The organism is Comamonas sp. MYb21 (assembly GCF_037479395.1).
GTDB lineage: Bacteria > Pseudomonadota > Gammaproteobacteria > Burkholderiales > Burkholderiaceae_C > Comamonas.
Genome location: NZ_JBBGZC010000003.1, coordinates 62726 through 83257, shown reverse-complemented (window position 1 = coordinate 83257; position 20532 = coordinate 62726). Strand labels below are relative to the sequence as shown.

General features: G+C 62.5%; 19 protein-coding genes. 10 read left to right on the top strand and 9 right to left on the bottom strand.

The annotated features are described in order from the left end of the window. Positions 1-2 precede the first annotated feature (2 nt). The gene (locus WH367_RS05395) at positions 3-743 is read right to left on the bottom strand and encodes a Crp/Fnr family transcriptional regulator (protein ID WP_021028675.1); all 741 of its coding nucleotides are present in this window, start codon (positions 741-743) and stop codon (positions 3-5) included. Between the two features lie 200 nt (positions 744-943). Between WH367_RS05395 and WH367_RS05390 the strand changes: the two genes are divergently transcribed. Continuing rightward, positions 944-1198: an acyl-CoA-binding protein gene (locus WH367_RS05390; RefSeq protein ID WP_021028674.1), complete on the top strand. Its 255-nt coding sequence runs from the start codon at positions 944-946 to the stop codon at positions 1196-1198. 11 nt (positions 1199-1209) lie between these two features. On the opposite strand, the gene WH367_RS05385 is transcribed toward WH367_RS05390, so the two are convergent. Further along, entirely contained in the window at positions 1210-2178 is a 969-nt protein-coding gene (locus WH367_RS05385) for an alpha/beta hydrolase family protein (protein ID WP_339534700.1), read from the bottom strand. A gap of 186 nt (positions 2179-2364) precedes the next feature. On the opposite strand from WH367_RS05385, the gene WH367_RS05380 reads away from it, so the two are divergent. The 9 genes from WH367_RS05380 (at position 2365) to WH367_RS05340 (ending at position 13487) form a co-directional block, all read left to right on the top strand. Then, positions 2365-4311, top strand: a complete 1947-nt coding sequence (locus WH367_RS05380; protein ID WP_339534698.1) for an AMP-dependent synthetase/ligase — start codon at positions 2365-2367, stop codon at positions 4309-4311. A gap of 25 nt (positions 4312-4336) precedes the next feature. Further along, positions 4337-5119, top strand: a complete 783-nt coding sequence (locus WH367_RS05375) for an ABC transporter ATP-binding protein (RefSeq protein WP_021028671.1) — start codon at positions 4337-4339, stop codon at positions 5117-5119. A gap of 22 nt (positions 5120-5141) precedes the next feature. After that, positions 5142-6071, top strand: a complete 930-nt coding sequence (locus WH367_RS05370) for a branched-chain amino acid ABC transporter permease (RefSeq protein WP_021028670.1) — start codon at positions 5142-5144, stop codon at positions 6069-6071. Next, on the top strand, positions 6068-6199 hold the full coding sequence (locus WH367_RS05365; RefSeq protein WP_021028669.1) for a hypothetical protein: 132 nt from the start codon (positions 6068-6070) through the stop codon (positions 6197-6199). Before WH367_RS05370 ends, WH367_RS05365 begins: the two co-directional genes overlap by 4 nt. Positions 6200-6213: 14 nt before the next feature. Then, complete coding sequence (locus WH367_RS05360; RefSeq protein ID WP_021028668.1) at positions 6214-7278, top strand: branched-chain amino acid ABC transporter permease; 1065 nt, start codon at positions 6214-6216, stop codon at positions 7276-7278. Between the two features lie 77 nt (positions 7279-7355). Then, the gene (locus tag WH367_RS05355; RefSeq protein ID WP_021028667.1) at positions 7356-8669 is read left to right on the top strand and encodes an ABC transporter substrate-binding protein; all 1314 of its coding nucleotides are present in this window, start codon (positions 7356-7358) and stop codon (positions 8667-8669) included. Between the two features lie 131 nt (positions 8670-8800). Continuing rightward, positions 8801-9640, top strand: a complete 840-nt coding sequence (locus tag WH367_RS05350; RefSeq protein ID WP_021028666.1) for an ABC transporter ATP-binding protein — start codon at positions 8801-8803, stop codon at positions 9638-9640. Positions 9641-9744: 104 nt separating this feature from the next. Continuing rightward, complete coding sequence (locus WH367_RS05345) at positions 9745-11004, top strand: phenylacetate--CoA ligase family protein (RefSeq protein ID WP_339534695.1); 1260 nt, start codon at positions 9745-9747, stop codon at positions 11002-11004. Positions 11005-12206: 1202 nt separating this feature from the next. Beyond that, the gene (locus WH367_RS05340) at positions 12207-13487 is read left to right on the top strand and encodes a choice-of-anchor D domain-containing protein (RefSeq protein ID WP_339534693.1); all 1281 of its coding nucleotides are present in this window, start codon (positions 12207-12209) and stop codon (positions 13485-13487) included. A gap of 208 nt (positions 13488-13695) precedes the next feature. On the opposite strand, the gene WH367_RS05335 is transcribed toward WH367_RS05340, so the two are convergent. From WH367_RS05335 to urtA, 7 genes are all read right to left on the bottom strand, one after another. Further along, on the bottom strand, positions 13696-14064 hold the full coding sequence (locus WH367_RS05335) for a zinc ribbon domain-containing protein (protein ID WP_339534691.1): 369 nt from the start codon (positions 14062-14064) through the stop codon (positions 13696-13698). 62 nt (positions 14065-14126) lie between these two features. Then, a complete protein-coding gene (gene fmdA / locus WH367_RS05330; protein ID WP_312987371.1) occupies positions 14127-15350 on the bottom strand; it encodes a formamidase in 1224 nt (407 codons plus the stop codon). Between the two features lie 62 nt (positions 15351-15412). Then, entirely contained in the window at positions 15413-16102 is a 690-nt protein-coding gene (gene urtE, locus WH367_RS05325) for an urea ABC transporter ATP-binding subunit UrtE (RefSeq protein ID WP_116926172.1), read from the bottom strand. 10 nt (positions 16103-16112) lie between these two features. Next, a complete protein-coding gene (urtD, locus tag WH367_RS05320) occupies positions 16113-16856 on the bottom strand; it encodes an urea ABC transporter ATP-binding protein UrtD (protein WP_021028661.1) in 744 nt (247 codons plus the stop codon). Positions 16857-16870: 14 nt separating this feature from the next. Continuing rightward, the gene (urtC, locus tag WH367_RS05315; protein ID WP_445228081.1) at positions 16871-18055 is read right to left on the bottom strand and encodes an urea ABC transporter permease subunit UrtC; all 1185 of its coding nucleotides are present in this window, start codon (positions 18053-18055) and stop codon (positions 16871-16873) included. Between the two features lie 32 nt (positions 18056-18087). Continuing rightward, positions 18088-19002 (bottom strand): urea ABC transporter permease subunit UrtB, encoded by a 915-nt coding sequence (gene urtB, locus WH367_RS05310; protein ID WP_182344788.1) that lies wholly within the window; start codon positions 19000-19002, stop codon positions 18088-18090. Positions 19003-19082: 80 nt separating this feature from the next. Next, positions 19083-20330 carry an urea ABC transporter substrate-binding protein gene (gene urtA, locus WH367_RS05305; RefSeq protein ID WP_021028658.1) on the bottom strand — a complete coding sequence of 416 codons (1248 nt, stop codon included), beginning with the start codon at positions 20328-20330 and terminating at the stop codon, positions 19083-19085. Positions 20331-20532 lie beyond the last annotated feature (202 nt).

Below are 20532 nucleotides of genomic sequence, written 5' to 3'. Positions count from 1 at the left end.
CGCTACAAGTCGAAATCGGCGCGCTGCGGCTTGACCAGCCAGCCCTGTCCGCGCAGGGCCTGCAAATCGAGCACACGCAGGCCGCCGTATTCGATGCGGATAAAGCCCTGGTGCTGCAAGGCAGCCAGGGCTTCGTTCACCCGCTGGCGCGACAGGCCCACCAGGTAGGCCAGCTCCTGCTGGGTGATGCGCAGCACGTCGCTGACTCCGGGGCAGAGCACGGGGTTGAACAGCGCAGCGAGTGTGCGCGCCACCCGCTCCTCGGGGCGGTTCAAACGGTCGATCTCGCGGGCACTGATGAACTGCGCCAGCCGCTCATTGAGCTGGTGCATCACAAAGCGGTTAAAGCCCAGCGAATGGTCCAACAGCCAATGGAAGGCATCGACGGGGATACCGCAGACGGAGCTTTTGCGCAGCGCCTGGATGTCGTAGCGGTAGATCTCGCGTTTGAGCGCCGTGCCCTCGCCAAACCAGCCGGTGCGTGGCAGCCCGGCAAAGGTCATCGTGCGGCCCTCGCTGTCTTCGGCGCTCATCTTCAAGAGGCCCTCGATCACGCCAAACCAGTAGGTCACCGGCTTGCCGACGCGGCAGACATACTCGCCCGGCTCGGCCTCGGTCACCATCAGCTGGCGCACGGCATAGTCGCGCTCGGCAGGCTGCAGAACGGGGATCCAGGGGATGTCGGCCACTTCCGCAGCATGCGGGGCACGGCGGCGTTGGTAGAGAGAGGCATGCGGGCTCATGGCGGCCAAGAATGCACCAGCTTGATGCGGCTGCAAAGGGGGTGGTTACCAAGGCCAGTCCTGCATTTGTCACCTGCGCAGCAAGCCGGCGCTGCGGGCAGCCGCAGCCGTGAGACATCAGCAAAATGCCCGGGCTTGCGCGCGCTGCTGCAAGCTACACTGGCAGCCCTGCTCCATCATCCCCACACCATGAGGTCCCCATGTCCGATCTGAACACCGCCTTTGAAGCCGCCAAGGAAGCCGCCCTGAACATGAGCGAGCGCCCCGACAACCAGACCCTGCTCAAGCTCTATGGCCTGTACAAGCAAGGCGCGCATGGCGACAACAACGAGCCCAAGCCCGGCTTTACCGACTTTGTCGCCTCGGCCAAGTGGAACGCCTGGAACCAGTGCAAGGGCATGGCGCAGGATGATGCGAAGCAGCAGTACATCGACATGATCCAAGAGCTGCTGTAAGCAAAACTTCTCTATAGTTGCAGGCGGAAAAACGCCAGCACCTCAGCCGCCCAGCGCTGTTGGAAAGCGCGGCGGTCAAAGCCCGCCGGGTCGCTGCAGATCTGCGACGCGGCGGCCGCCAGCTGCGCACTGCAGGGCGCCAAAAACGCAAAGTGCGCGGCACCTGCCACCCCATGCACAGGCGTCTTGGCAGTCTTACCGGCAGGCAGCCATTGGGCCAGCGCCTGCACCGAGCCTGCAGGCACGCCCTCCCCACCTTGTTCTGACGCCCACAGCTGCAGCGGCAGCTTCAGCTTTTCCAAACCACTGCTGGCACCAAAAGCCGCCAGCGGATCGGCCAGCACCATGGCTTTGATGCGTGGCTCCGGCTGGGGCTTCAGCGCAGGCGCCTGTCCCTGCGCGATCGCCTGGCACAGGGGCGATTGCGGCTCGGGGCAATGGCCCGCCAGTTGCGCAAAATCTGGCCTGGCACCGGCGAGTACCAGGCCGGTATAGGCCCCGCGTGAAAAACCCAGAAAACCGATGCGCTGCGCATCGAGCACGGCGCTCCAGCGGCTGTCTGCCAGCACGCCATCGATCGCGCGGCGCACATCGGCGGGCCGCGCCTCCAGCGCCGCAAAACTGCCGCCTTGCGCCAGGTTCAGCGCCGAATCCAGGCTGTGGTTCAGGCTCAGCACGGCGATGCCGCCATCGGCCAGCGCAGCGGCCAGATTCCAGTGGCTGAGCGCACTGCCTGCATAGCCATGCGAGAGGACCACCCAGGGCAGCTTGCCGCTGGCAGCCACCGGGCAATTGTCCGTCGCCATCAGCTCAAAAGGCCCGCGCTTGATGGGCTCTGGCGGCTGGGCGCAAGGCGTCCAGAGCATGGCCTGCAGCGGCGGCTCGCCCGCGACCGTGAACCGCTGCAGGCCCGCGCTGTGTGCCGCCCAAGCGCTACCCGCCAACAGCGCTGCCAGCAGCGCAGATCGACAACGTCCCATCCGATATCTCCCCTTCTTCGGCCCAAGCGCCGGAATATTTGCCAGCCGCAGGAAAGTACCTACAGCGTTTTCCCGCAGATTGTCGTCATAAAGACAAAACAACGTCAAAGCTGAATCTACATTCGGTTTCAACAGGACGCAAGGCATGGCACTTGTGATCTACAAAAAACGGCATAGGAGACAACCATGTCAACGACATTTCCCAAGCTATTGCTGCAGCACGCGGCCCAGCGGCCCGGGGCCGCAGCATTGCGTGAAAAGGAATACGGCATTTGGCAAAGCTATAGCTGGTCCGAGCTGGCCGTGATGGTGGCAAAGATAGCGGCCGGTCTGTCGCAAGCGGGCCTGGCGCGCGGCGAGCACCTGGTGCTGATGGGGGCCAACCGCCCGCGCCTGTATGCCAGCATGCTGGCCGCCCAGTCGATTGGCGCCATCCCTGTGCCGCTCTACCAGGACGCGGTGGCGGCCGAATGCGTGTTCCCGCTGAACAATGCCGAGGTGCGCTTTTGCCTGGTCGAAGACCAGGAGCAGGTCGACAAGCTGCTGGAGCTGCGCGAGCAATGCCCGCAGATCAGCCATGTCTACTACGACGACCCGCGCGGCCTGCGCAACTACGAAGAGCCCGGCCTGGCCTCGCTCGACAGCCTGATCGCCAGCGGCGAGACCTTTGTGGCGGCCAACCCCGGCTGGTTCCAGCAGCAGGTCGAGGCCACCCAAAACGGCGATGTGGCGGCGATGTTCTTCACCTCGGGCACCACCGGCAACCCCAAGGGCGTAGTGCACACCCACCGCTCGCTGCTGGAGAGCGCCTCGGCCGGCGCCGAGTTTGAAAAGCTCGGCCATGGCGAGGAAGTGCTGGCCTACCTGCCCCCGGCCTGGATCGGCCAGAACATCTTCAGCTACTCGCAATGGCTGGCCTGCGGCTATGTGGTGAACTGCCCCGAATCCAATGCCACCGTGCAGATCGACCTCAAGGAAGTCGGCCCCACCTACTACTTTGCACCTCCGCGCGTGTTCGAAGGCATTCTGACCAGCGTGATGATCCGCATGGAAGACGCCGGCCTCATCAAGCGCAAGATGTTCCAGCACTTCATGGCGGTGGCCAAGCGTGTGGGCCCGGCGCTGCGCGATGGCCAACCGGTGAGCCTCTTGGACAAGATCAGCTACAAGCTGGGCGACCTGATGGTGTTTGGCCCGCTGCGCAACAACATGGGCTTTAGCCGCGTGCGCGTGGCCTATACGGCCGGCGAGGCGATTGGCCCCGACCTGTTCAGCTTTTTCCGCTCCATCGGCATCAACTTGAAGCAGCTCTACGGCTCGACCGAGACCGCTGTGTTCGTCTGCATCCAGCCGGACAACCAGGTGTTTGCCGATACCGTGGGCAACCCGATTCGCGGCGTCGAGATCAAGATGGCCGACAACGGCGAGATCCTGGTCAAGTCCCCCGGCCTCTTGAAGGAGTACTACAAGAACCCCAAGGCAACGGCCGAGGTGCTGAGCGAAGACGGCTGGTACCACACCAGCGATGCCGGCTTTCTGGACAAGAGCGGCCAGCTCAAGATCATCGACCGCGTCAAGGACGTGGGCCGCCTCAAAGGCGGCAGCAACGACGGCGCGATGTTTGCGCCCAAGTATGTCGAGAACAAGCTCAAGTTCTTCCCCTTCATCAAGGAGGCCGTGGCCCTGGGGGATGGGCGCGAGAAGGTCTGCGCGATGATCAACATCGACTTCGAGGCCGTGGGCAACTGGGCCGAACGCCAGAACCTGCCCTACGCCGGCTACACCGACCTGGCACAAAAGCCGCAGGTCTACACCTTGATCCAGAACTGCGTCGAGAAGGTCAATGCCGACCTGGCCACCGATGCCATGCTGGCCGGCAGCCAGGTGACGCGCTTTTTGATCCTGCACAAGGAGCTCGATGCCGACGACGGCGAGCTGACCCGTACCAACAAGGTGCGCCGTGGCTTTATCGCCGACAAGTACGGCGTGCTGGTCGATGCGCTCTACGCCGGGCGCAGCGAGCAGTTCATCGAGACCCAGGTGAAGTTTGAAGACGGCCGCAGCGGCAGCGTCAGCGCCACCTTGAAGATCGCCGACAGCAAGACCTTCGCGCCGCTGAAGTCGGTTGCCTGAGCGCCCAGCCAAGAGAAAGCCACCCATGAGCAAAAAAATCGGTGACGTCATTCTTGACATCAAGAACATCAGCCTGCGCTTTGGCGGCGTCAAGGCGCTGACGGATATCTCCTTCAACGTCAAGGAGCATGAGATCCGCTCCATCATCGGCCCCAACGGCGCCGGCAAGAGCTCCATGCTCAACTGCATCAACGGCGTCTACACGCCTTCGGAAGGCGCCATCAGCTTTCGCGGCCAGACCTTTGCGCACATGAACAGCCGCCAGGTCGCCGAGATGGGCGTGGCCCGCACCTTCCAGAACCTGGCGCTGTTCAAGGGCATGAGTGTGATCGACAACATCATGACCGGCCGCAACCTGCAGATCAAAAGCAACCTGCTGCTGCAGGCGCTGCGCCTGGGTCCGGCCCAGCGCGAAGAGATCCAGCAGCGCGAGTTTGTCGAGCACATCATCGACTTTCTGGAGATCCAGGCTTTCCGCAAGACGCCCGTGGGCCAGCTGCCCTACGGCCTGCAAAAACGGGTCGATCTGGGCCGCGCGCTGGCGATGGAGCCCAAAGTGCTGCTGCTCGACGAGCCCATGGCCGGCATGAACGTCGAGGAAAAGCAGGACATGTGCCGCTTCATCCTCGATGTGAACGACGAGTTCGGCACCACCATCGTGCTGATCGAGCACGACATGGGCGTGGTGATGGATATCTCCGACCGGGTGGTGGTGCTGGATTACGGCAAGAAGATTGGCGACGGCACGCCCGAAGAAGTCCGCAATAACGAAGATGTGATCCGCGCCTATCTGGGCGCGGGCCACTGAGCACAGACCCCAGGGGACCGCAATGGCATTTTTTCTTGAAACTTTGTTTGGTGGCCTGATGGTGGGCATGCTCTACGCGCTCATCGCGCTGGGCTTTGTGCTGATCTTCAAGGCCTCGGGCGTCTTCAACTTCGCCATGGGGGCGATGGTGCTGTTTGCCGCGCTGGCGATGGCCCGCTTTTCCGAATGGATTCCGAAGTGGCTGGGCATGGAGCCCGGCGTGCTCAGCATCGCGCTGGCGCTTGTAGTCGCGATGGTCATCATGGTCGGCGTGGCCTGGGCGATCGAGCGCTTTGCGCTGCGCTACCTCGTCAACCAGGAGCCCATCGCGCTGCTGATGGCCACCCTGGGCATCGCCTACTTCCTCGACGGCCTGGGCCCGATGATCTTTGGTTCGGCCGTCTACAGCATCAATGTGGGCATGCCCAAGGACCCCATGTTCGTCCTGGAAAACATGTTCCAGGGCGGCGTGCTGATCAGCCAGGAAGACCTGTATGCCGCCGGCATTGCCGCCGTGCTGGTGCTGGTGCTGAGCGTCTTCTTCCAAAAGACCAAGACCGGCCGCGCGCTGCGCGCCGTGGCCGATGACCACCAGGCCGCCCAGTCCATCGGCATTCCGCTCTCGCGCATCTGGGTCATTGTCTGGTCGGTGGCTGGCTGTGTGGCGCTGGTGGTCGGCATCATCTGGGGCTCCAAGCTGGGCGTGCAGTATTCCCTGTCGCTGGTCGCCCTGAAGGCCTTGCCGGTCGTGATCCTGGGCGGCCTCACCTCGGTGCCCGGCGCCATCGTCGGCGGCCTGATCATCGGCGTGGGCGAGAAGCTCTCCGAGGTCTACCTGGGCCCCTATGTAGGCGGCGGTATCGAGACCTGGTTTGCCTACGGCCTGGCGCTGTGCTTCCTGCTGTTCCGTCCGCAAGGACTGTTCGGCGACAAAATTATTGACCGTGTATGAAATACATCTACAAGAATTTTGCGAAATCGGCACCGCATTCGCAGTGCGAATGCGGTGGCTGCAGCAAGCTGCTGCAGCAGGCAGCCGCAGGCTGCGCCCATGTGTACAAGATCATTGACCGCGTGTAACTGGAGACTGACCTATGTTTTATCGTGAAAATGGCCAGTTCAAGACCAGCTACGCGGCCGATCAGCAGATCTTCCCGGTGCTGCAGGACAAGTGGGCCATGCTCGCCCTGCTGCTGGTGGCCTTTGTGCTGGTGCCCCTGGGCTTTAGCGACTACACCTTCAAGGCGGTGCTGATCCCCTTTCTGATCATGTCGCTGGGCGCCATCGGGCTCAACATCCTGGTGGGCTACTGCGGCCAGATCTCGCTGGGCACTGGCGCCTTCATGGCAGCCGGCGCCTATGCGGCCTACAACTTCCATGTGCGCTTTGAAGGCATGCCATTGATCCTGTCGCTGATCGGTGGCGGCCTGGTGTCCATGCTGGTCGGCGTACTGTTTGGCCTGCCCAGCCTGCGCATTCGTGGTCTGTACCTGGCCGTGGCCACCCTGGCGGCCCAGTTCTTCATGGACTGGCTCACCAGCCGCGCCGCCTGGGTCAGCAACTACTCCTCGTCCGGCTCGGTCAGCGCCGGCAAGCTGCAGGTGTTCGGCATGCCGATCGAGACGCCGGTGCAGAAGTACCTGTTCTGCCTGGTCATCCTCTGCGTGCTGGGCCTGATGGCCAAGAACCTGGTGCGCAGCGCCATCGGCCGCGAGTGGATGGCCATGCGCGACATGGATGTGGCCGCCAGCGTGATCGGCATCCGCCCCATGTACGCCAAGCTCTCGGCCTTTGCCGTCAGCAGCTTTATCGTCGGCATTGCTGGCGCGCTCTGGGGCTTTGTCCACCTGGGCGCCTGGGAGCCCGCCGCCTTCAGCCTGGACCGTTCCTTCCAGCTGCTGTTCATGATCATCATCGGCGGCCTGGGCTCCATCGTGGGCAGCATCTTTGGCGCGGCCTTCTTTGTGCTGCTGCCGATCTTTCTGACCCAGGTGCCGCACTGGCTGGGCCTACCGATCTCGACGGCGACCGCCACCTACCTGGAGCACATGGTGTTTGGCGCGCTGATCGTGTTTTTCCTGATTGTCGAACCCCATGGATTGGCCAAGCTGTGGGCCACGGCCCGCCAGAAGCTGCGTCTGTGGCCGTTCCCGCATTGAGTGTTTTTTACCGAGAGCAACGCAGAGTGTTCGCAAGTGGGGGTCACCCGCCCCAACAACCCTAAGGAGATAGAACCATGTCTTTCAAGAAAGCTGTGATCGCCGCTGCTACGGCAGCCCTGGGTATGGGGGCCATGATGGCTGCCCCGGCCGCGCAAGCCCAGGAGCAATTCGTTCCGCTGCTGGTCTACCGCACCGGCCAGTTCGCACCGCTGGGCATCCCATGGGGTGACGGCAAGCAGGACTACCTCAAGCTCGTCAATGCCAAGGGCGGCATCAACGGCGTGAAGATCAAGTTCGAAGAGTGCGAAACCGCCTACGACACCGCCAAGGGCGTGGAATGCTATGAGCGCCTCAAGGGCCGCGACGGCGGCGCTTCCGGCTTTGACACGCAATCGACCGGCATCACCTTTGCCGTGACCGACAAGGCCGCGGGCGACAAGATGCCCGTCATCACCCCTGGTTACGGCCTGTCGCAATCGGCCGATGGCAAGGTGTTCGAGTGGAACTTCCCGCTGCTGGGCAACTACTGGACCGCTGCCGATTCCATCGTGCAGGACATCCTGAAGAAGGAAAAGGGCAGCCTCAAGGGCAAGAAGATCGCGCTGGTCTACCATGACTCGCCTTATGGCAAGGAACCCATCCCGCTGCTGCAAAAGCGCGCCGCCAAGGAAGGCTTTGACCTGATGCTGCTGCCCGTCACCGCCCCCGGCGTAGAGCAGAAATCCACCTGGCTGCAGATCCGCCAGAACCGCCCTGACTATGTGCTGCTGTGGTCGGCCGGCGTGATGACGCCAACTGCCGTGCGCGAAGCCCAGGCCACCGGCTACCCGCGCGAGAAGATGTACGCCATCTGGTGGGGCGGCTCCGACCATGACGTCAAGGACATCGGTGCCGGCGCCAAGGGCTACAACACCGTCACCATCCACAACACCGCCGAGCGCGACAAAGTGCATGACGACGTCAAGGCCTCGCTGTACGACAAGGGCCAGGGCACCGCGTCCGATCCCAAGGAGCTGGGCCAGCTGGCACACACGCGCGGCATGGTGATCGCGATGCTGCAGGTCGAAGCCATCCGCACCGCCCAAGAGAAGTACGGCAAGGGCAAGGTCATGACCTCCGAGCAGGTGCGCTGGGGCCTGGAAAACATGAACATGACCCAGGAGCGCTTGAACGAGCTGGGCTTTGGCAAGATCATCCGCCCCTTCAAGACCAGCTGTGACAACCACCTGGGTGCCGACTGGGCCCGTATCGCCACCTGGGACGGCAGCAAGTTCAACGTGACCTCGGACTGGTACCAATCGGACAAGACCTTGATCGACCCGCTGGTCAAGGAATACGCCGACAAGTACGCCAAGGAAAAGAACGTGACGCCGCGTTCCTGCAGCTAAGGCTGCGTGGTCCCTGGGCCTGATGGGCCCGGGGCCTCTCGTGGCTGGCCCCTGGCGCCCTTCCACTGCGGAAGGCGCCCGCTTCCCCGGGGCCGCCCGCCCTCCATTTTGTTGAGAGATCAGGTGACGGCATGACCGATTCCCCGCAAACAGCTTCCACCCCATCCGCAGCAGCGCCGCTTTTGGTCGTCAACGGCATCGAGGTGATCTACAACCATGTGATCCTGGTGCTCAAAGGCGTCTCGCTGTCGGTGCCGCGCGAATCGATCGTGGCCATCCTGGGCGGCAATGGCGCCGGCAAGACCACCACCTTGCGCGCCATCTCCAACCTGCTCAAGGGCGAGCGCGGCGAAGTCACCAAGGGTAGCATCGAGCTCGAAGGCGAACGCATCGAAGCGCTGACCCCGTCGGACCTGGTCAAGCGCGGCGTCGTGCAGGTCATGGAAGGCCGGCACTGCTTTGCCCACCTGACCATTGAAGAAAACCTGCTCACCGGCAGCTACACCCGCACCAGCAAGGGCGAGATTGCCGCCAACTTGGACAAGGTCTACAACTATTTCCCCCGCCTCAAGACGCGCCGCACCAGCCAGGCGGCCTACACCTCGGGCGGCGAGCAGCAGATGTGCGCCATTGGCCGCGCGCTGATGAGCAACCCGCGCCTGGTGCTGCTCGATGAGCCCTCGATGGGCCTGGCGCCGCAGATCGTCGAAGAGGTCTTCAACATCGTGCAGGACCTGAACCAGAAGGAAAAGGTCACCTTCGTGCTGGCCGAGCAGAACACCAACATGGCGCTGAAGTACGCCGACTACGGCTACATCATGGAGAGCGGCCGCATCATGATGGACGGCGCCGCCAAGGACCTCGCCAACAACGAGGACGTCAAGGAGTTCTACCTGGGCATGGGCGGCGGCGAGCGCAAGAGCTTCAAGGACGTCAAGAGCTACAAGCGCAGAAAGCGCTGGCTGGCCTAAGCCCCTGCAACGATCCGATTACCGCGCCGGCCGATGCCCAGATGCCGGCGTCTGCGGCAGATTCGCCCCCAAAAAATACCGATTACCCGTCCCGGAGAAACCGCATGAGCCCGCACTACGACGATCTGGAGTCCCGCGCCCCCGCTGCCCGCGAAGCCGATCTGATGGCCCGCCTGCCCGCCCAGATTCGGCACGCCCAGCAACACTCCCTCGCCTTTGCCAGCATCCTGCAAGGCGTCGATGCCGCCAGCATCAACAGCCGCGCCGCGCTGGCGCAGCTGCCCGTCACCCGCAAGCATGAGCTGCTCGAGCGCCAGAAGGCCGAGCGCGCCCAGCACCCGGGCCGCGCCATCTTTGGCGGCTTCAACACCGCGCCCTTTGGCAGCGCCATGCCGCGCATGTTTGCCAGCCCCGGCCCCATCTATGAACCCGAAGGCCAGCGCAGTGACTACTGGCGCATGGCCCGCGCCATCTATGCGGCCGGCTTTCGCGCCGGTGAGCTGGTGCACAACAGCTTCAGCTACCACTTTGTGCCCGCCGGCTCGATGATGGAATCGGGCGCCCAGGCGCTGGGCGCCACCGTGTTCCCCGCCGGCACCGGCCAGACCGAGCAGCAGGTGCAGGCCATGGCCGATCTGCACCCCCATGGCTACATCGGCACGCCCAGCTTTTTGAAGATCATCCTGGAAAAGGCCGAAGCCCAGGGCCAGCGCATTGCATCGCTGACCAAGGCGCTCGTCTCCGGCGAGGCCTGCCCGCCTTCGCTGCGCGACTGGTTCAGCGCCCGGGGTGTCGCCGCCTACCAGTGCTATGCCACCGCCGACCTGGGCCTGATCGCCTACGAGACCGAGGCCCGCGAAGGCCTGGTGCTGGACGAGAACGTGATTGTCGAAATCGTGCGCCCCGGCACCGGCGACCCGGTGGCCGAAGGCGAGGTCGGCGAGCTGGTCGTCACCACGCTCAACACCGACTACCCGCTGATCCGCTTTGGCACCGGCGACCTCTCGGCCATCCTCCCCGGCCAATGCCCCAGCGGCCGCACCAACACCCGCATCAAGGGCTGGATGGGCCGCGCCGACCAAACCACCAAGGTGCGCGGCATGTTTGTGCACCCCGGCCAGATCGCCGAGGTCGTCAAACGCTTCCCGCAGGTGCAAAAGGCCCGCCTGGTCGTCAGCGGCGCCATGGCCCAGGACCAGATGAGCCTGCAGGTGGAAACCACCGAGCTGGGCGCGGGCCTGGCCGAACAGATCGCCGACGCCGTGCGCGAAGTCACCAAGCTGCGCGCCGACATCGCGCTGCTGCGCCCGGGCGAGCTGCCCAATGATGGCAAGGTGATTGAGGATGCGCGGAGTTACGACTGAGCGCGGTTGCGATCCAGCAAATTGACTACGCAAAACGGCCACATCGCCCAAGGCGATGTGGCCGTTTTGTTTGGGCGCGGCGCCATGCCTGCGCCAAGTCGCTTCAGTGATTTGTCTGGTTTATTAACCGCAAGATTTGCGGCAAATAGCGTTTGTAATCACCGCAGGCATAGGCTGGGTCGTTGCAAATATTCTGATCTATCTCCGTTGCTGCGGCAGGCCGATGAAGTGAACCACCAATGCTGCTCGTGCGAATTTTATTTTAAATACCGAAGAATGGCCAAAACAGAATTTCCCTCATTAGAGATTTTCAGCGGATGGTCAAATCAGCCACTGACGTCGTGCAGTGTGGCTATCTGTCCTCTTGCCACATTCCCGAGAAATGAAAACATCAATCCGCCAGAGCCCGCTTCTCACTGGGCCCACTAAAAGAAGCAATCGCGCCCTCCCTGCACTAGTTCTTTTTGGGAAGTATGTCGGGCATTGACATTGCTGCCACCAGTTCCAAAAGATACAGGTACCAGGGCGAATATGACTGAGGAGCGTTGAGGCGTAAGGCCACGATGACTCTGCGCCATAGACTATGAAGAACTTCGAGCTTGAAGCTAAAGACTGTCTATTAAAACAAGGGGAATCCATTGGACTCGCAAACGACCACGCCAAGCGAATGCGAACTCCACGGATTCAATGGCAGTTTTTGAGTATTGGAATGGCTGCAAAGAGAAGAAATGAAGCTGCAAATTACCTGAATCTAGGGATAGATAAACAGTTAACAGAATGTTAAAAAAGGACATCGCATTGTTGTAAATGCCCATGGCCTTGAAGGTCAAAGCCTTGATGCCTCGCCTGTCGCCACTTCGCCAACGCGAATCTGCGCTACAGGCGCATTGCTTTTTTAATATGGAGAAGTTCCGTTCATGTCTGTTTCCCGATCTTTTACCCAAACCCTGGTGCTGGCTGGTCTGACGGCAGGGAGTGCCGCCAGCTATGCAGAAACGCAATGCTTTAATGCCTCAGCCCCGAATCCTTTGGAGGCCTGTGTGACCGATACCGGTAGGCCTTCTGTGTGGCTTGACCAGGCAGGCAATCGCGCCTGGCAGTATTTCGGTCAAAGTGATTGGGGTTCAGTTATTTTCCTGGATGGCGTCAATGCCCTGGCGCGCTATTCCACTGGCTACGGAGGGAGCCCAACCGTCGCTCCCGTGAGCAACGTGCGCACTGGCAGCGGCACCGCTGGAGACCCTTACACGATCACCACCGTCACCACCCTCGGCAGCAGTGGCGTGCAATTCACGCAAATCTTCAGCTATGTGAATGGTGACAGACAAATTCTCAAGCGCTGGGAACTGGAGAACACGGGCAGCAACACTTTTAACGACCTGCGTTTCTTCCATGGCGGTGACAGCTACTTCGGTGGCATTGACTCGGCGCGCAGTTGGTATGACGCCAACAACAGCATGGTCTACATCAGCAATGACTCGTTTGCAGCAACCGGCTATATGGGCTTTTATGCCAACCCAGCCACGCCCGCTTCCGCGTATTTCGCAGGTTTCTATAGCGCAGGAAACCAACAAGCTTTAACAGGCCAGTTAAGCAGTACCGCCGATGCGAACTACCGAGACGCAGGCTATTACCTGCAGTGGAACAGAGCCAGCTTGGCACCCGGCGCACGCTGGGCCGTTGAGGCCACCGAAATCTGGTCAGACCCCGGCGCCTTGCAAGTCTTTGCGCCGGCCAATGACTCCGTAGTCCCTGGCCAAACCATCACACGCAGCTTCAGCATTCAAAACTTCAATGCCGGCAGTGATGTCAACGCTGAATTGGCGCTCAACAGCTTGCCAGCAGGCTGGAGCGCCAGCATAGTCAGCCCTGCGTCCCCCGTAGCACTGAGCCCATTGGCGTCGCAAACCGTGGTGGTGAACATCACGGTCGCCCAGGACGCGAGCCCAGGAGACGTGCAAGACATTGTGCTGAGCGCCACGGCAGGCGGCGTGACCAACCAGGCCAGCCTGCGCCTGGAAGTGGCAGCAATGGATTTTGCGATCAGCCCGACGGCTCTGGATTTTGGCAACGTCACCGTGGGCAATACGGTGCAGCAAACCATCAGCCTGAGCAATGGGGTGGGCTCGTTGCCTTTGGATGTCGCCAGCCTGATCCACAGTCTGGGCGCAGAGTTCAGCCTGACAGCCGACACCTGCTCCAACACCACCTTGCCTGCAGCGGGCGCATGCACGGTCACGCTGCAATACGCGCCTACCCAGGTTGGCGCGGCCAATGCCACGCTGACCTTCCCATTCACCGCCCCCGTGACCACGACGCGATCGGTCACGATCACAGGCGCTGGCGTCACTGCGCCACCAGTGATTCCCACTGCCGCCGTGCCCGTGCCCATTGCAGGAGCCGCAGGTGCAGCCTCGCTGGGCGTACTGGGCCTGGCCGCCTGGCTGGGCCTGCGTCGCAGGAACAAAAAAGACGCCGCCTGAGCGGCCTGGGCTCCGCAGCGCGCGGGGTCCGTCATTCCTTGAGCCGCCTGAAAGCCTTTCAGCCTCCTTGGCGTCTATACGTGCCAGGGAGGCTTTCTCTTGGGCCGCATGCAAGCGTTGGACGGCAAGCGCTATTCGCCGCACAAACTGCGGCGAATAGCGGGGATAAACGCCGCATCCCGTTGCCGGGAGGTCGCGGAGTCACGCCTCAGTGGCTAATCATCCAAGGCCGATTCCCCACCTGGCTTTTCAGCGCTGGCTGCGCCGCAACCGCAGCGCTACCGGTCTTGGCGCCCCCACTGCAACATCCGCACCCACTCGGATGCCGCAGCCGCCCATAGCTGCCAGCCCCAGGATCGTTGTCGCGCGACATGCGCGGCGCATGGCGGGCGCGTTCGTTGACCTCAGCGGCGCGGCGCTGCTGGGGAGAGGTGCAGGCCAGGCGCGGGGCCTGGGTGATGACGCGCTCGGAGGCCGCGCCACACTGCGGGCAGGCACAGGCCAGGTTGCGGTCGGACAGGCGGCGCAGCGCATCGAATTCGCCGCAGCGCTGGCAGGCGTAGTCATAGGTGGGCATCAAAGTCTCCTGCACAAAAAGATAAAAGCGGGCCGGCGCTGCGGCCCGCGCAAGCCAGCGTCTTACTTGTCGTACGAGATCGGCATATCGATGCTGCCATCCAGGTACTTGACCGGGCCGGCGGCATTGGGGTTGATGTCGAACTCAAAGATCTGCGTGGGCAGCCACAGGGTGGCGCAGGCATTGGGCACATCCACCACGCCGCTGATATGGCCCTGCACGGGGGCAGTGCCGAGGATGGAATAGGCCTGGGCGCCCGAGTAACCAAACTTCTTCAGGTACTCGATGGCGTTGAGACAGGCCTGCTTGTAGGCCACGTTCACATCCAGGTAGTACTGCTTGCCCGATTCGTCGACGCTGATGCCTTCAAAGATCACATAGTCGTTGTAGGTCGGCACGATGGGGCTGGGCTTGAAGATCGGGTTCTTGATGCCGTACTTGGCCATGCCGCCCTTGATGATGGAGACCTTCATGTGCACCCAGCCGGCCATCTCGATGGCGCCGCAGAAGGTGATTTCGCCATCGCCCTGGCTGAAGTGCAGATCGCCCACCGACAGGCCGGCGCCATCGACATAGACCGGGAAGAAGATCTTGGAGCCGCGCGAGAGGTCCTTGATGTCGCAGTTGCCGCCATGCTCGCGCGGGGGCACGGTGCGCGCGCCGCTGGCGGCGGCCTTGTCGCGCGCCTCACCCTTGAGCTGGCCCATGTGCGCCGTCGCCATAAAGGGCGGGTTGGCCAGGTTGCCGTCCGGGTTGGTGTCGATCAGCGCCTGCTCGCGCGCATTCCAGGTCTCGAGCATCTTGGGATCGGGCAAGGTGCCGATCAGGCCCGGGTGGATCAGGCCGGCATAGCGCACGCCAGGGATGTGGCGCGAGGTGGTGAACATGCCCTGGAAATCCCAGATCGACTTTTGCGCGGACGGAAAGTGGTCGGTCAGGAACCCGCCGCCATTCTTCTGCGAGAAAAAGCCGTTGAAGCCCCACTGGCTCTCGTCCTTGGCACCGATATCGAGCAGATCCACGACCAAGAGGTCACCGGGCTCTGCCCCTTTGACGCCGACCGGGCCCGAGAGGTAGTGCACCGTGGTCAGGTCCACATCGCGTACATCGTCGGCGCTGTCGTTGTTTTGGATGAAGCCCCCCGTCCAGTCGTAGGTCTCCAGCACAAAGTCATCGCCGGGGTTGACCCAGCAGGCCATCGGAATATCGGGGTGCCAGCGGTTGTGCACCTTCTCGTTGGAAGGGGCCGGTTGGGACAGATCAACCTTGATCAGGGTTTCGGGCATGTGCAACTCCTGTGATGCAGTCAATGGAACAAGAAACGCGCGGGCGGCCCGCGCAAGCGGTGTCAAACCGACAGGTACGACTTGATATGGGCCTCGTTGGTGTTGGCGCGGTCGGTCTCGTGCACGATGCGGCCGCCCTCGATCACGAAGAGACGGTCGGCCACATCCATCGCAAAATGCAGCACCTGCTCGGAGACGACGATGGTGATCTCGCGCATCTTGCGGATCTCGTTGAGCGCCTTGGCGATGTCCTTGATGATGGACGGCTGGATGCCCTCGGTGGGCTCATCGAGCAGCAGCACCTTGGGGTTGGTGACCAGCGCGCGGGCAATGGCCAGCTGCTGCTGCTGCCCGCCCGAGAGGTTGCCGCCCTTGCGCCGGCGCATATCCCACAGCACCGGGAACAGCGCGTAGATCTCATCGGGAATCTTGCGGTCACGGGAATTTTCCAGACCGGTCTCGATGTTCTCCTCGACGCTCAGCGTCGGGAAGATCATGCGGCCCTGGGGCACATAGGCAATGCCCTTGGCCACGCGCAGATAGCTCTCGTCGCGCGACACATCCTGCCCCGCCACCTGCACCGCCCCGCTCTTGAGCGGCAGCACGCCCATCAGCGCCTTGAACAAGGTGGTCTTGCCCATGCCGTTGCGGCCCATGATGGCCAGGGTCTCGTTGGGCCGGCCTTCGAAGGAGATGCCGTGCAGCGCCTCGCTCTGTCCGTAGGCCACGTGGATATCGTTGACTTTCAGCATATGCGGCTCCTCAGTGGCCCAGGTAGACATCGATGACTTTGGGATCGGACTGCACGGCCTCCATCGAGCCCTCGGCCAGAATCTTGCCCTGGTGCATGACGGTGACCTTGTGCGCAATGCGGGCCACAAACTCCATGTCGTGCTCGATCACGATCACCGAGCGGCCCACGCAGATGCGCTTGAGCAGATCGGCCGTCAGCTCGCGCTCGCGCGCGCTCATGCCGGCAATCGGTTCGTCCAGCATCAGCAGCTCGGGCTCCTGCATCAGCAGCATGCCAATCTCCAGCCACTGCTTTTGCCCGTGCGACAGCAGGCCCGATTCCATCTCCAGCACATGGTCCAGGCCAATCTCCTGTGCCACCGCCTGCACGCGCTGCTGCACGGCCGGCGTGCACTGAAAGCGCAGCGCGCCAAACACCGAGCGCCCCTCGGGGTAGGACACCTCCAGGTTCTTGAAGACCGAGAGGTTCTCGTAGATCGAAGGCGTCTGGAACTTGCGGCCTATGCCCTTGCGCACGCGCAGGTACTCGTCCATGCCCGTCAGCTCCTGGTTCTGGAACTTGATGCTGCCGCTGCTGGCCTTGGTCTTGCCGCAGATCAGGTCGAGCAAGGTGGTCTTGCCCGCGCCGTTGGGGCCGATGATCACGCGCAGCTCGTTCTTGTCGACATAGAGGGTCAGGTCCTCGATGGCCTTGAAGCCATCAAAGGAGACCGTCAAACCCTCCACCGCCAGTGCGAAATCGGTATTGCTCATTGCGTGCTCCTGGTTCAGACGCCTTCGGCCGCGGGCTTGCCGGCGACGGGCTCCTGCGCTTTGCTGCTGGTGGTTGCGGGCTTGGTGCTGGCAGGGCCGGCGCCGTGGCTGGGTGTGCTGACCGGTTTGGCTGCGCGCCGGGCCAGCAGCGGCTTGACCTTGCTGGCATACAGGCCCGCCAGGCCATTGGGGAAGAACATGGTCACGACGATGAACAGGCCCGCCATGCAGAACATCCAGAGATCAGGGAAGGTCTCGGAGAAATAGGTCTTGCCAAAGTTGACCAGCAGCGCGCCGTAGACGGCCCCCACCAAGCTCATGCGGCCACCAACAGCGGCAAAGATCACCATTTCGATGGAAGGCACAATGCCGACGATCGATGGCGACATAAAGCCCACCTGCAGTGCAAACATCGCGCCACCAATGCCCGATATCGCAGCGGCCAGGCAGAACACAAAGACCTTGAACATCGACACGTCGTAGCCGGAGAAGCGCACGCGGTCTTCCTTGTCGCGCATCGCCAGCAGCAAGGTGCCCAGCTTGCTCTTCTGGATCCAGAGGCAGGCGACGACCGACAGCAGCAGCAGGCCGCAGCAGACGTAGTAGAGGATGTACTTGGCGCTGTCGGTGCGGATGTCCCAGCCCAGCATCGTGCGCAGATCGGTCATGCCGTTGACGCCGCCGGTGTAGCCCTGCTGGCCGATGATCAGCACCGTCAGGATCAGCGCCACCGCCTGGGTGATGATGGCAAAGTAGACATCGCCCACGCGGCGGCGGAACATCGCAAAACCAATGATGAAGGCCAGCAGCGCGGGCACTGCCACCACCGCAAACAACGCAAACGGCAGGTACTCGAACGGCGTCCACCACAGCGGCAGCGCGGTGAGCTGGTTCCAGTCCATGAAGTCGGGGATGCCCGGCGTGGACTGGATCGCGGTGCTGACCTTGTCCGAGGCTTCGAGCTTGAGGAACATGGCCATCGCGTAGCCCCCCAGGCCAAAGAACACGCCCTGCCCCAGGCTCAGCACACCGCCCCAGCCCCAGAGCATCACCAGGCCCACGGCCACAAACGCATAGCACAGGTACTTGCCCACCAGGTTCAGGCGGAAGATGTCCAGCCCCAGCGGCAGCAGTGCCAGCAGCACGACTGCCAGGATGGCCACATGGCCCAGGCCGGTTCGCTCCAGCCACACACGCATATCTTTCATGGTTGTCATCCTTTGCACCGGCTTTAGCGGCGCACCTTGCTGGCAAACAGACCTTGGGGCCGCAGCATCAAGACCACGACGATGAAGGACAAGGTCAGCACCTTGGCCATGGAGCCACTGAGGAAGAACTCCGTGATCGACTGCACCTGGGCAATGCCAAAGGCCGATGCCACGGTGCCCAGCAGGCTGGCGGCGCCGCCAAAGGTGACGACCAGGAACGAATCCACGATGTAGAGCGAGCCGGAGGTGGGCCCGGTCGAGCCGATGGTGGTGAAGGCCGCCCCGGCAATGCCCGCCACCCCGCAGCCAATGGCAAAGGTGAGGCGGTCGGTCTTCTTGGTATTGATGCCGATGGCGTTGGCCATCACGCGGTTGCTGACCGTGGCGCGCACCCGCAGGCCCCAGCGGCTGCGGTAGAGCGCAATCAGCACGCCGGCCGTCACCAGCAGCGCCAGCGCCAGCACAAACATGCCGTTGATCGGAATGTCCAGCCCCTCACTGGGCGACCAGGAACCCATCAGCCAGTCAGGCAAGGTGGGGCTCACCTCTTTGGGGCCGATCACCGTGCGGAACACCTGCTGCAGCCCCAGGCTCAGGCCCCAGGTGGCCAGCAGGGTATCGAGCGGGCGCTTGTACAGATGCCGTATCAACGCCCATTCGGCCAGCCAGCCCAGCACAAACGCAAACACAAAGGCCGCCACGATCGACAAGGGGAAGTAGTAAGGCATCCAGGCCGGGGCATGGGCTTCCACCAAGGTGGAGGCCATGAACACGGTGTAGGCACCGATGGTCATGAACTCGCCATGCGCCATGTTGATGACACCCATCTGGCCAAAAATAATCGCCAGGCCCAGGCCCATCAGCAGCAATACCGCAAACAGGCTGAGGCCTGCAAAGCCCTGCATCAGCCCGATATTCATCATTTCAGAAAAAGTCATGGCGCTCTCTTGTCGGGTGGTGGTCGGCGGAAATGCGGGCCTCGGGGGAATGCCCCGGGGCCCGCTCTCGGAGTCTTGATTTACTGGTAGCCCTTGGGGAAGGGATCAGGCTTGATCAGCTCGGGCGACTCGGACACCACCTTGAAAGTCCCGTCCGGCAGGCCTTGCGCGATGCGCGACTTGCTCCAGAGGTGGTGGTTGGCGTCGATCTTCACGTAGCCTTCGGGCGCCGTGTTCAGCTCAATGCCCGGCGAGGCGGCCACGACCTTGTCGACATCGAAGCTGCCGGCCTTCTCGACAGCGGCCTTCCACAACCAGGGGCCCAGGTAACCGGCCTGGGTCACATCGCCGATGACCGACTTGGGGCCGTACTTGGCCTTGAAGGCCTCGACAAACTTCTTGTTGTTGGGGTTGTCCAGCGTCTGGAAGTACTTCATGCTCGAATAGAAGCCGGCAAAGTTCTCGCCGCCAATGCCCAGCATTTCGTCCTCGGTCACCGACAGGGTCACCAGGAACTGCTTGTCACCGGTGATGCCTGCGGCCTTGAGCTGCTTGTAGAAGGCCACGTTGGAGCCGCCCACGACAGCCGCAAATATCAGATCGGGCTTGGCCACCTTGATCTTGTTGATCAGCGAGTTGAAGTTGGTGTTGCTGAGCGGGTAGTACTCCTCGCCGACGACCTTGCCCTTCTGGAAGGTCTCGATGTGCTTGCGCGCAATCTTCATCGAGGTACGTGGCCAGATGTAGTCCGAGCCCACCAGGAACACCTTGGAGGCGTTCTTTTCCTTCTTGGCCCAATCGAGGCTGTACAGAATCTGCTGGGTCGCTTCCTGGCCGGTGTAGATGACGTTCTTGCTCTGCTCCAGGCCTTCGTAGAACGTGGGGTAGTAGAGCAGGCCGTTTTCCTTCTCGAAGACCGGCAGCACGGCCTTGCGCGAGGCCGAAGTCCAGCAGCCAAACACGGTGGCCACATGGTCGCTGATGAGCAGCTTCTTGGCCTTTTCGGCAAAGGTGGGCCAGTCGGAGGCGCCATCTTCCTTGATCACGCGGATCTTGCGGCCCAGCACACCACCCATCGCGTTGATCTGGTCAATGGCCAGTTGCTCGGCCTGGATCGAGCCGGTCTCCGAGATCGCCATGGTGCCGGTCGACGAGTGCAGCTGCCCGACCACCACCTCGGTATCGGTGACGGCCAGCTTGGTAGTGTTGACCTGGGCGGTCGGCGGGGTCTGGGCGCGGGCCAGCATGGGCAGACCCGCCACGCTGATGGCACCCAGGCCTTGCAAGAGACGGCGGCGGCGAAGCGACTGATGGAAATCCTGAGACATGCTTTTCTCCTCAAGTGGTTCAGCGGGCTGAACTGGTAACGGGTTGAAACCTGTAGCCACTCTAAAAGTGCGGCCGCCAAACACCCATACGTCATTTGACGTAGCCCCTGCGTAGCCACAGCGGGCTAAGCTTGCTCGCCCAACGCGCCTTGGGGTGCACCTCGCCGGCCGCACCTCGCCGGCCGCACCAGCCTTGCCGTGG